The following is a 12,486-nucleotide window of genomic DNA, read 5'->3' as shown; positions in this document are numbered from 1 at the left end:
TACATTTTTGTTTTAATTTACAATAAAACAGTTCTATGAAAACTACAGCAATGGGCATGGTAGCCTTCACAACACTTTTGTTGGTCATCCTGGTGTTAATGTCTGGAATGAATTTCCCATTTCATTGGTTATTTTATGCAACCCTTTTTGGACAGGTGGCTTTAATTTACATGGTTTATAAAGTGCTTACCGACAATTACAAAACGGATAAGACCTTTGAAGATTTCTATGAAGACCATCCTATTGGCCAGCTTGAGGATTGATTCATTAAAAACTTGCTTACTTTTGGTAAGACCTCATAATTGGGTCAACCTAAATTACGATTTGTGAATCGGAGAAACTTTGTTCAAAAATCAGCTTTCTTGACTGCAGGAATAGTAAGCTCCACAACTAGTTTTTCAATGCCTTTTTCCAAAGCCTTGTCCAAATATAAAATGGGCCTACAATTGTTTACCATTAGGGATGCCATGGAAAAAGATCCTTTGGGCAGTCTTAAAAAAGTAAAGGAACTGGGGTACGAGGACCTCGAGATTTATGGATACAATGGAGAAGAGGATACGTATTACGGAATAAAAACCTCAGAGTTTAAAAATGTATTGAGCGATATTGGTCTTACCACATCCAGCGGACATTATGGCCTCCATGAGTTTTTTGACAAACCGGAATCCCAATTGATACGTTATGTAGACCAGTGTATTGAGGGAGCCAAAATTTTAGATCAAGACTATATTACCTGGCCATGGCTTGACCCGAAATTCAGAAATTCCGAAGGATTTAAAAAGCTTTCAAACAAATTGAACAAGATAGGGGAGCAGGTTACCAATGCAGGTTTGGGTTTTGCCTACCACAACCATGGTTTTGAGTTTGAACTACACGGAGACCAAATGGGGTATGAGATTATCCTGGCCGAAACGGACCCGGAACTGGTAAAACTACAAATGGATTTATATTGGGTCATGCATTCGTCCCAAATCAAGCCTGCGGATTGGGTGGCCAAACAGCCTGGGCGATACGTTATGTGGCATATTAAAGACATGGATAAAATCACTCGGGATTATACCGAATTGGGCAATGGATCTATAGATTACCATACCATCCTTCCCAACCCAAAAGATTCCGGTCTGCAATATTATTATTTAGAGCAAGGGGGCAACTTTGCCATTAATTCCATCCAAAGTATAACCGATAGTGCAGCCTACTTCAAAAAGCATTTACAACAATATCTATAAATAGTTCATCCATTCTTAAATATGACTCGAAACATTTTCAAATTCTCAACTCTTAGCGTAATCTGTTTGATGGTGCTAGGTATTTCCTGCAATGAAAAAAAGGATAAGGCGGAAAAAGAATCGTCCAATCAGGAGGAAATTCCAGTCCAGTCCAGTATGCCTTTGGATAGGCTCAACCTTCCAGAGGGATTTAAAATATCCATATACGCTGAAGGGGTAGATGGAGCCCGATCCATGGCCATGGGCGATAAGGGTACTTTGTTCGTGGGTACACGAAATGAAAATAAAGTTTATGCAATTCAAGATGAGAATGACGACTTTAAGGCGGATAAAATCATGGTGCTGGACAGTACCTTGGAAGTTCCCAATGGCATTGCGTATAAGGACGGCGCACTTTACGTAGCTGAAGTGAATCGCCTTCTAAAATATCCCAATATTGAAGAGCAATTGGGAAAAGTAGCTGCCCCAGAGGTCATTTACGATGATTACCCTACTGAGTTTCACCATGGGTGGAAATATATTGCATTTGGACCCGACGGTAAGCTCTATGTCCCAGTGGGTGCTCCCTGTAACATTTGTGAAAGCAGCAATGAAGATGAGCGGTATGCAACCATAACTCGAATGGAAGCTGATGGAAGCAATCGTGAAATCTATGCCAAGGGTGTGCGAAACACTGTTGGTTTTAGTTGGCATCCAGAGACGAAAGAAATGTGGTTTACCGATAATGGAAGGGACATGATGGGAGATGACATACCCCCTTGTGAGTTAAACCATATTACTGAAATAGGGCAACATTTTGGTTATCCCTATTGTCATGGGGGAACCGTTAAAGACCCAGAATTCGGTGACCAGTTTCCATGTTCAGAGTTTGTTCCTCCTGTACAACCTCTAGGAGCTCATGTAGCTCCTTTGGCTGTAAAGTTTTATCGAGGCGCTATGTTTCCTCAGAAGTATCAACAGTATGCCTTTATTGCAGAACACGGATCTTGGAACCGTTCCAAAAAGGTGGGATATCGAATTTCCTTAGTGAAACTGGATGGTAACAAAGCGGTAAGCTACGAGACTTTTATTGATGGTTGGTTGGATGATGATACCCAAGATCAGTTTGGTCGACCTGTGGATATTCTATTCTTAAAAGACGGTTCCATGTTGATTTCCGATGATTATGGTGATGCCATTTACCGAGTCACCTTTGAAGGTTGATCGGTGGTAAATGCGATTTACCTCTATTCACCCAATTCTTTCTTAAAACTGAGCCAAGTCAATCTGGCTTCAGCAATAGTTTTGTACTTTATTATCCATGCAAAACGAAATGAAGGGCATAACCAAAGCATGGATATCTGGAATTTTCTTCTTTCTGATGGCTTCCTTGGCCATGGGCCAAGCAGACTATGCTTTACAGCGAAGTCAGATGGTGAAAACACAAATCCAAGCTAGGGGAATTACCCATCAAGCTACACTATCGGCCATGCTCAACGTTCCCCGCCATGAGTTTGTGCCTGAGGATAAGCAAGTTTTTGCTTATTCCGACGGTCCGCTACCCATCGGCAACGGACAAACCATCTCCCAACCCTATATTGTGGGCTACATGACACAAGCCCTCCGATTAAAGGCTTCCCACCGAGTTTTGGAGATTGGTACAGGATCTGGTTATCAGGCGGCTGTGCTGTCAAAAATTGCGGATTCTGTGTATACCATTGAAATAGTAAAGGAGCTTGCCATAACTGCCAAAAAAAGATTAAAGCTTTTGGGCTATGACAATGCTATTGTGAGACAGGGCGATGGTTACCACGGTTGGCCAGAAAAAGCTCCGTTTGATGCCATAATGGTCACTGCGGGAGCTGAAGCCATTCCGCAACCTCTCTTAGATCAATTAAAGGTGGGGGGGCGAATGATAATCCCCGTTGGTCCCCACAATGCTGTACGTCAGTTGGTTCTGGTCACCAAAAAGAAAGATAAGATTATCAAAAAGAATGTAATGCCCGTGCGCTTCGTGCCTTTTACTAGGGATAAAACCAAGAATAAAAGTTAGGTGTTGACGAGCAAAAGCAAGACCAACACCATAGGGTGGCCTACCGCGACGGCCATAGTTGTGGCCAACATGATTGGAGCAGGTATCTTTACAAGCTTGGGATTTCAGTTAGTAGGTACGCAAAACAGCTGGTCCATCTTATTACTTTGGTCTCTGGGCGCCTTAATGGCATTGTGTGGCGCACTGAGTTATGCGGAATTGGGAACGTACTGGATGCGTTCCGGTGGAGAATATCATTTTCTTTCCAAAGCCTTTCATCCTTTGTTAGGTTACTTATCGGGATGGGTCTCACTGACCATTGGTTTTTCGGCCCCAGTTGCTCTTGCTGGTATGGCCATGGGGGAATACATTGGACCCTACCTTGGTATCCCTGAACTATTTCTGGCCATAGGCGTGGTTGTCCTCATAAGTTTTTTTCATTCCATGAGCATTCAAAAGAGTAGCGCACTTCAAAACTTTACTACCGTATTAAAGGTATTGCTGATTGTCACTCTCATTTATTTTGGTTTGACCCAAACCCCTGAAGCTTCCGCTTTAATATGGGACAAAGGTTGGCAAGAAGAGATCTTATCATCAGCCTTTGCCGTTTCTTTCGTGTTCGTTACCTTTTCCTATTCGGGCTGGAATGCAGCGGCTTACATTGTGGACGAGATTCACGATGCTCGCAAAACACTGCCAAGAGCACTTTTACTCGGAACAGTAGTGGTCAGTTTACTTTACCTTCTTTTAAATTTTGTTTTTTTAAGACAAAACGCTTTGGAGTCACTCCAAGGACAGTTGGAAATTGGACAAATTACAGCAAATGCTTTGTTTGGGGCAAGGGGAGGTGAACTGATTAGTTTTGCCATTGCCCTGATGTTGGTTTCCAGCATCAGTGCTATGGTGTGGGCTGGACCACGAGTTACCCAGGTTATGGCCGAGGACCACAGGCTATGGCAATGGTTTTCAAAAAAAAGCGGAAGACAAGTACCCGTGCGTGCCATCTGGCTTCAAGCCTTGATTACGTTGACCCTACTTCTGACAGGGACTTTTGAACAAGTATTGATTTACAGCGGATTTGTTCTGCAATTGTTTGCGGCACTGGCAGTTGCCGGGGTATTCGTAGTGCGGAAAAAAAACAAAAATGTACAATCCAGCAAAACCTACCGTAGTCCTCTTTTTCCAATTCCCCAGATAATTTTTTTAGCATTCAGCGGTTGGGTATTGACCTATTTGCTGATTGCCCAACCATGGGAAAGCGGTTTGGGTCTTCTTAATTTAATTGTGGGCTACTTGGTTTATCAGGCGGATAAAATCTATAGCAAAAAACTCTAAATCAGCAAAGGGTCAAGCTGTCTTTAGAGCGTGTTGATCCTTCCTTATTTGCTACTCCCCAATGAGGTGGGAAGTTCAAAAATTTCCAAATCAAAATAGGGCAACGCAGCCAATAAATGATCGAAAATATCGGCCATGATATATTCATAATTCTCCCAACGCTTATCAGCACTAAACGCATAAATTTCCAAAGGGATTCCTTGTGGAGTGGGGCTTAATTGCCGTGTCATCAAAGTCATATCTTTATTGATGGCTGAATGTCCTTGCACATAACTTTCCACGTACTTTCGAAATACACCAATATTGGTGAGGTTTCTCCCATTGATGGCCAATTCCTTGTTCACCCCGCGTTCTTGATTAAATGTCTCGATTTTCTCATTTCGCAGTAGAAGATAATCCTTGATCAACTCGATTTTCTCCAACTTCTGCAAGTCATCTGGCGTGAGAAATTTGATGCTCTTTTGGGTAATGATCAATGCCCGTTTTATTCGCCTTCCTCCCGAAGCCTTCATGCCTCGCCAATTCTTAAAAGAATCTGAAACCAAGGCATAGGTTGGAATGGTGGTTATGGTCTTGTCAAAATTCTGGACTTTTACTGTGGCCAAACTGATTTCAATGACATCACCATCCGCTCCGTACTTCTCAAAGGTTATCCAGTCTCCAATACGGACCATATCGTTGATACTGACCTGAATACTTGCTACCAATCCCAATATGGAGTCTTTAAAAATTAGCAATATCACTGCGGAGGCAGCACCGAGGGCCGTAAAGAACTTCCAAATGGTCGTATCCGTAAGAATAGCAAAAATGGTGAGAAGGCCCCCAATCCAGGCAAAAATCATAAAGACCTGAATATAGCTGTCCAATGGTTTGTCGCGCAGTTGCGGCAGGGTGCGCAGATAGTCTTTCAGGGTCAAAAGCAAATTCTTGATGAGAATCAGGGCTAAAATCACACCCAAAATCATGATGACCTTAAGTGCAAGGGTACCGCCGTAGTTAAAGTCGGTAAAAACTACTGGGATAAGCTCAAACAGCAATAGAAGTGGGAATATATGCGCTACATATCTGGGGACCCGGTTGGCCACTAAAAAATCATCAAAATTGGTCTTTGTTCGCCGAGCCAATCGCACAGACAAGGACCTCAATAATCTCCACAACAAAAAATCAAGCAACCAAGCAACGACAAGTATACCTGTCAACAGGATAATTACATTGATATAATCAGCAGTGTTCTCATTCATACCTGTTTTTAACAGATAATCATGCAGCCATCGACCATAATTTGTTTTCATAGTGGTTCAACTAGAATAGTTGATGCAAAAATAACACTAAGTGAGCAGTAATGGAATGGCTTTCACTTTTATAAAATTGGTGCTCTTTGTTTAAAGTCTTAATTTAAGAGTGTCTTTTTTTTAGCAGGAAGGAACAACACAAATTTTATGTTATGATATTTGAATTGCACCAAGCTATTTCAATATTGGAAAGAACACCAGGTGTTCTAAAAAGCCTTCTTTTTGATGTGGGTGAGGAATGGAGCACAGCGAATGAAGGAAGAGATTCTTGGAGTCCCTTTGATGTGGTTGGACATCTGATTCATGGTGAAAACACGGATTGGTTGGTAAGAACCCAACATATTTTGGAACATGGGCCAGAAATACCTTTTGAGCCCTATGACCGTTTTGCCCAATTTGAAAATTCAAAAGGCAAAAACTTTGAAGACTTACTCAATGAATTTGAGATGCTTCGGGCCAAGAATATTAAAACGCTAAAGTCCTTGAATCTTACCAACGATGATTTTGAACGGAAAGGTATGCACCCTGGACTGGGGGAGGTTACACTTTCTCAGCTCCTATCGGCATGGGTGGTGCATGACCTGGGCCATATTGCCCAGATATCAAGGGTACTAGCAAAGCATTATAAAAATGAAGTGGGTCCCTGGACCCAATACCTTACCATTTTGAATTTTACTCCAAAGGAATAAGCATTATTCCGAATCATGTAAGCGCGCCATTGTCACTAATAATTGAGCCTTTGAAACTGTAACAAAATGAATAAAAACCCTTCTTATAAACAACTAACTATTTACTAATTATGAGAACCTTTATACTCTTTATTGCGTGCCTTGTTCTCTTCAAAGGACATGCTCAAACGTTATCTGCTGTCGATTGGCAAAAGGACCTTCGCTTTCTTCAGGAAATAGTACATGAGGACTATCCTTTTCTTTTTAAAAAGGTCACTGCTTCAGAATTCGACAAAGCGGTCGAGACTTTTTACAACGAAATCCCCGATATGGAAGCCCATGAGGTCGTGGTAGGGTTTTCAAAAATCATTGGGCTTTTTAAGTACGGTCATACCCGAATGAGCTTTCGAGACAGCCCAGTGGCTTTTCATAAACTCCCCATGCAGCTTTTTCAATTTTCAGATGGCATTTACATTACGGGTATACAAGAAGAATATAAAGATTTTGTTGGAGCCCGAATCCTTGAAATTGAGGGGAAGGATATGAAGGAGGTCTTAAAGGCCATATATCCAGTTGAGCCAGTTGAGAATGATCAATTTTTTAAGGCTTATGGCATCAACACAGCCCTGTTTCCGGAAGTACTGCACGCCCAAGGTGTAACGGATACCCTAAAAACAGAATTGACGCTGACTCTCGAAAAAGAGGGAAAAGAGTTCACAGTAAAGGTACAAGCCAGTGAGAATTTGAAGTTCCCTCTGCACTATGGGGAGGTAAAACCCGACTCTGACTGGGTAAGCGCAAGAGATATTGCCCAACCCCCTTTGTATCTGAAGAATCTGGACAAAATCTATTATTTCGAACACCTCCCCGAGGAGAAGGCAGTATATGTTCGGCATAGTCAAATACAAGATGATCTGGGTGAACCTATTCCAGCATTTTACAAGCGATTGTTCGAATTTATTGAAAACAACCCTGTGGAACGGTTGGTCATCGATGTACGTCTGAACGGAGGAGGAAATAACTATAAAAATAAACCCATAATCACAGGTATCATTGAGACGCAAAAGATTAATCAGACTGGTAAGCTGTATGTGATTCTAGGTAGACGTACTTTTTCGGCCTGTCAAAACTTGGTGAATGAATTTAGCAATTATACCAATGTAATTTTCGTGGGAGAACCTACCGGAGAGAACATCAATTTTTATGGGGATAATCGTAAAGTGGTACTGCCCAATAGTAAACTTCCGGTGTATTTATCTTTTGCTTGGTGGCAGGACAAACCACAATGGGAAAATGGGCCTTATATGCCTGCGGATATCCCTGTTGAATTACGTTTCGACGACTACAAATCAGGTAAAGACCCTGTATTGGCCAAGGCCTTGAGTTTTGATGGAGAAGGATTTGTAAGGGACCCAATGGCCTATTTGAGAGGACTGTTTATGGAAGGTAAAATGGAGCTTTTACAAACAGAGGCCAAAAGATTGGTGAATGACCCCTTGTACGCCCACGTTGGATTTGAGCAGGAATTTAATAGGGCAGGGTATGGGCTTTTGGACTCCGACCAAATCCAGGAAGCCATTTTTGTGTTTGAACTATCCGCTGGGCTTTTTCCTGAATCGGCATATACTTGGTCCTCATTAGCCGAGGCCTATGAAAAGAAAGGAAATGTTGAAAAAGCCAAGGAGTATTACATGAAGACAATCAGCTTGGATGCCACAGGTCCGGCTGGCAAACTTGCCAAAAAAAGATTGGATGCTTTAAAGTGACCGGAGTCCAATTTGGTATGCAAGGGTTTTATTGAAACGAACAAGTCCAATTTTGATGGTGTTTAGTTTGGCTTGTTTACTGACCCATATCATTTGTGGTTTTTGCTACTAGACTTAATTTTCCATAGATCAAATCCACACTAAAATGGAAAATGTTGCTATCACTCAGGTCACCCCCCAAAATGCCAAAGAGGAAACCCTATTCTGCGTTAAAGATGTTAAAAGCACAGCCTTTGCCTGCAAACATCAATGGTACACTGAACGATATGCCGAAGGGCTTCGCATAAACATTCTTAAGGGAGATAAAAACAGGATGATTGGATTCATTGAGTATGTGCCTGCGCAATCTGCATGGCGACCTGTAGATGGACCGGATTTCATGTTCATACATTGCATGTACGTTTATTCCAAGAAGGACAGAAACCAAGGTTATGGTTCCTTGCTGGTGGAGGAGTGCGAAAAACAGGCATTGGCCAATGGCATGTCTGGTGTATGTGTAATGGCCAGTAAAGGATCATGGATGGCAGATAGTGATATTTTTGCCAAGAACGGATATCAAGTGGTGGATACTAGAGGACGGTTTGATTTATTGAGCAAGAAATGGAACAGTAAAGCAAGCGATCCCAAACTACGAGATTGGGAACGTCAACAATCGCAATACCAGGGTTGGCATTTGATCTATGCAGACCAATGCCCGTGGCATGAAAAATCTGTGGAAGCCATGCTGCATGCAGCGGCTGATTTTGAGGTGGACTTGAAAGTGGAAAAACTCAATACGGCAGAAGAGGCCAAAAATGCACCCTCTGGTTTTGGGGTCTTTAGTTTGATGCATGATGGCAAATTGGTCGAAGATCACTATCTCAGCGGCACTCGATTTAGGAACATTCTGAAAAAGAAACACACCTTGGGCCAAGCGAGTCAATAAAACATAAAGAGAGTTTTTTAGCAAAACAACATGGAAGTAGTAAAAGAATCAAAACAGATTAAAGAAGAATGCTGTCCCGTGTTTCATCCTGAAAAGTGGGAAGGTAAAACTTTTGAATGGAACCAAAAACCGTTTATAAGGGCCTCGGTGCCCACATTGTTCCATATACCATTGCCCCCTATGATTGGTGCCAAGGTGACCAAAATGGTAAAACTGGCAGAGGACGCCCATAAACTTGTTGAGGATAAGGAGCAAGTATTGTTGCTTTTTCATGATCCTAGCGCATTCAAGTCTGAAATGTTTCTGTCCGTAACGGGCCCAATCTCCAACTCAAATAATACTACCTTAAGTGGGACATTTGAGACTCGTGTTTTTGATGCGCCCTTTAAAGCGATACCCAAACTCATGAAGCAAATCGACCAAGACCTTGCCCAACAGGGAAAAAAGGTAAAAGACTATTATGTACACTATGCCTATTGTCCAAAATGTGCAAAGGAGCAAGGGCACAATTATATGGTCTTTTTTGCTGAATTGGGCTAAGAGCCTTGTTGTTTCAAGACAAATAACAAACGATATGATGTTTCGATTATTCAAATTTTGGCGAATCAACAAAACAAATAGATATGAACCACGAACATCCAAATATTTCCATTTTAGAAAAGTTTAATCCGGCAGACATCGCTTCGGCTGCTGAAATTGTAGCAGACGATGCAATCTTCCATTACTACAATCCAGAGTTACCTGATATGGAAGGAGATTATATCGGATTTGAAGGCTTTCAAGCTTTTTTCAACAAAATATCCGAGCTTACCCAGGGCACTTTTCAAGTACATCCCCAATCCATCTCCACCTGGGGTGACGAATTCGTGGTGACCTATACCAAAAACACTATGGTTTTGCCAGATAAGGAAATTGAAACCGATGTGGTGGTAGTTTGGCGAATATTGGATGGCAAAATCAGAGAGGTCTGGGATATTCCTGGTGTACATACGGCAAAAGTAAAGACACTGAATACTTGAGATAAATTAAATGTAAATACCTATATAATAATGAATTAGATAACTCAACCTAACCAGTATGATTAAATTTTTCAGAACCATGCGGAGGGACTTTATTGAGGAAGGCAAAATGTTGAAATATTTCAAATATGCCGTTGGAGAAACTGCCCTTGTAGTGGTCGGAATTTTAATCGCGTTGAATATCAATAATCAAAACAAGGTTCGCATTGATAAGGATGCCGAGCAAAATTTCTATAGCAATACCAAGCAACAACTGTTGGACGATGCGGGCAACATTCGTGGACAGATACAATATAACAACACCAACGGTGAACAGTTCCAATATGCCATGGACATCATTGATAAACAAGATAGAAACCAAAAGGACAGCTTGGGCAGAATAGGTTTGAACCTCCTAAATTATTCTGATTTTGATCGCCAAGGCAATATTTATGAGACCATGGTGAACAGTGGAGAAATTAAATTACTACAAAACCAAGAGATTATTGAACGCTTGCGACAGTTGGAGGAAACTTACATTTACATCAACCGTATGGAATCGATTCACCTTGATGTGGTTATGGAACTGTCACCTCATTTGATTCAGTCCATAAGCTTTAAAAGTGGTCAAGTACATGATGAAGAATTCTTATTCGGATTTCAATTTCAAAACTTCTTTGTGCTCTCCGCGCGAATCATGGGAGAAAAAGATGCGGTGTATCACAGGGCTCTTGATGAAATAAATGAACTTGTTGAACTATTGGATTCAGAAATTGATTGAGCCCAATTTTCAAGAAAGGGCAGAAGCCCAGGGTATTTAAAACTTAAAGTGAATTACAAAAGCGATTTCCAATCGCTTCAAAGTTTTCACAATAGTTGGCATAATAAACCAGCAAAGCCACAAGTGAAACGGATATAGCGATGCTTTGTAACGTTTGTTTTTGTTCTGAGTCTTTAAGGTGAACAAAAAAAACCGCACCTGATGAGCAAAGCCGTCCTCAAGATTACTTCAATGATTGTATTACTTTTTGCTTATTCTCATGGTGTTTCCCAAAAGGTGGAAGACTATGTGCAAGTGATTAAAACACAAGGAGAAAATCCGCTGAAGTTTGCCCAGAGGAAACTGGACACCTACGATTTACTAATATTTGATGACGCCTTGCATAATGCATTAGAGCCTTTCGAGTACTATGAAAAGCTTTTAGGTATGGATGAAAACAAAATCGAGTACGTTTTTATCGAAGTATTTGGAATCAATCAACAAAGACATATAGATGCCTATCTACAAAGTGCAGAAAAGGATAAAAGCTTGCTACTTAAGGTATTTCAAGATGATTTTAGCGGGCATGGTTGGCGATATGAGACCTATCTTGACCTTCTTTCCACGGTTTGGGACTTAAATCATTCAAAATCCAAGAAGATAAAAGTAAAAGCCGTTGATCAACCCATTTATTGGGAAGGTATTCATACACGAGAAGATTATGATGCTTTTTTAAAGTCTCTTGTGGCTAGAGATTATTTTATGTACAAAACTATTATAGATTATATGGGTGAATTTGCCGAAGGAAAAAAGGGGATCTTTCTTACCAATACAAGACACGCATATAAACAGGTAAGAGATAAAAGGGGAAAGCTTTACTGGAACTGCGGCACTTTTTTTAAACAATGGTATCCTAACAAAACGTATTCCCTTAGGATTCACAACGCCACACTTTCAATCATGAAAAAAGCGAAATCGAATGCTAACGCCACTTCAGATGGATTGGCAAAGTATACCTACGAGTGGGTTAAAATGGAGAATGGAATTTGGGATGAAGCTTTGAGTCTGAACGGTAATATACCTGTTGCATTTTCACTTCAAGATAATGTATTTGGTCAAGCAGGCTATATTGGAAATCATATGTTGAATGTGGAAGCGGGTTTGGCGATGTATGACGCATATGATGCACTGGTTTTCTTGAAACCACTTGATGAACTTCATTTCTCCGGCAAGGTAGATTTCATTTATACCAATTCCTTCAAAACCGAACTTGGAAGACGAATCAAAATTTTACATGAAGAAAAAATAGATGAGTTTTTATCTCAAAATAATGTCTCCTCAATACCTGAATATATTGAAAGCATTTCCAGTTATCAAAAGCCTACCAAAAATGAACTTATTCGAAGTAGGTAGTTACGCCGACCGAAGTTTATTGAAAGTACCGATGTAATATGGATTGTATGGAGTTGCAAAGATCCAAAAAATTGGTAGGTCCCAATAAT

13 protein-coding genes are annotated in these 12,486 nt (G+C 40.9%); 12 read left to right on the top strand and 1 reads right to left on the bottom strand.

The window, feature by feature from the left end:
* The first annotated feature begins 35 nt into the window (after positions 1-35).
* The 5 genes from EW142_RS03315 (at position 36) to EW142_RS03295 (ending at position 4,575) form a co-directional block, all read left to right on the top strand.
* The gene (locus tag EW142_RS03315) at positions 36-263 is read left to right on the top strand and encodes a hypothetical protein (RefSeq protein ID WP_130609617.1); all 228 of its coding nucleotides are present in this window, start codon (positions 36-38) and stop codon (positions 261-263) included.
* Positions 264-362: 99 nt separating this feature from the next.
* Entirely contained in the window at positions 363-1,229 is an 867-nt protein-coding gene (locus EW142_RS03310; protein WP_205783216.1) for a sugar phosphate isomerase/epimerase family protein, read from the top strand.
* 21 nt (positions 1,230-1,250) lie between these two features.
* On the top strand, positions 1,251-2,432 hold the full coding sequence (locus tag EW142_RS03305; protein ID WP_130609615.1) for a PQQ-dependent sugar dehydrogenase: 1,182 nt from the start codon (positions 1,251-1,253) through the stop codon (positions 2,430-2,432).
* A 109-nt stretch (positions 2,433-2,541) separates the two neighbouring features.
* A complete protein-coding gene (locus tag EW142_RS03300; RefSeq protein ID WP_130609612.1) occupies positions 2,542-3,261 on the top strand; it encodes a protein-L-isoaspartate(D-aspartate) O-methyltransferase in 720 nt (239 codons plus the stop codon).
* Between the two features lie 3 nt (positions 3,262-3,264).
* A complete protein-coding gene (locus EW142_RS03295) occupies positions 3,265-4,575 on the top strand; it encodes an APC family permease (RefSeq protein ID WP_240740148.1) in 1,311 nt (436 codons plus the stop codon).
* A 44-nt stretch (positions 4,576-4,619) separates the two neighbouring features.
* Here EW142_RS03295 and EW142_RS03290 read toward each other — a convergent pair whose 3' ends face one another.
* Entirely contained in the window at positions 4,620-5,867 is a 1,248-nt protein-coding gene (locus EW142_RS03290) for a mechanosensitive ion channel family protein (protein ID WP_130609609.1), read from the bottom strand.
* Positions 5,868-6,019: 152 nt separating this feature from the next.
* On the opposite strand from EW142_RS03290, the gene EW142_RS03285 reads away from it, so the two are divergent.
* The 7 genes from EW142_RS03285 to EW142_RS03255 all read left to right on the top strand — a co-directional run bounded on the left by EW142_RS03285 (position 6,020) and on the right by EW142_RS03255 (position 12,397).
* Positions 6,020-6,556, top strand: a complete 537-nt coding sequence (locus tag EW142_RS03285) for a DinB family protein (RefSeq protein WP_130609607.1) — start codon at positions 6,020-6,022, stop codon at positions 6,554-6,556.
* Positions 6,557-6,666: 110 nt separating this feature from the next.
* Positions 6,667-8,301 carry a hypothetical protein gene (locus EW142_RS03280; RefSeq protein WP_130609604.1) on the top strand — a complete coding sequence of 545 codons (1,635 nt, stop codon included), beginning with the start codon at positions 6,667-6,669 and terminating at the stop codon, positions 8,299-8,301.
* A gap of 145 nt (positions 8,302-8,446) precedes the next feature.
* Positions 8,447-9,226, top strand: a complete 780-nt coding sequence (locus EW142_RS03275) for a GNAT family N-acetyltransferase (RefSeq protein ID WP_130609601.1) — start codon at positions 8,447-8,449, stop codon at positions 9,224-9,226.
* 30 nt (positions 9,227-9,256) lie between these two features.
* Complete coding sequence (locus EW142_RS03270; RefSeq protein WP_130609599.1) at positions 9,257-9,766, top strand: hydrolase; 510 nt, start codon at positions 9,257-9,259, stop codon at positions 9,764-9,766.
* A gap of 83 nt (positions 9,767-9,849) precedes the next feature.
* The gene (locus EW142_RS03265; RefSeq protein ID WP_130609596.1) at positions 9,850-10,245 is read left to right on the top strand and encodes a nuclear transport factor 2 family protein; all 396 of its coding nucleotides are present in this window, start codon (positions 9,850-9,852) and stop codon (positions 10,243-10,245) included.
* 58 nt (positions 10,246-10,303) lie between these two features.
* Positions 10,304-11,005, top strand: a complete 702-nt coding sequence (locus EW142_RS03260) for a hypothetical protein (RefSeq protein WP_130609593.1) — start codon at positions 10,304-10,306, stop codon at positions 11,003-11,005.
* Positions 11,006-11,206: 201 nt separating this feature from the next.
* A complete protein-coding gene (locus EW142_RS03255; protein ID WP_130609591.1) occupies positions 11,207-12,397 on the top strand; it encodes a hypothetical protein in 1,191 nt (396 codons plus the stop codon).
* The last annotated feature ends 89 nt before the right edge of the window (positions 12,398-12,486 follow it).

Origin of the sequence: Flagellimonas allohymeniacidonis, assembly GCF_004296335.1 — a bacterium.
Taxonomy (GTDB): domain Bacteria; phylum Bacteroidota; class Bacteroidia; order Flavobacteriales; family Flavobacteriaceae; genus Flagellimonas; species Flagellimonas allohymeniacidonis.
Note: the sequence above shows the minus strand (reverse complement) of the source record. Positions and strands in the feature narration are given on the sequence as shown.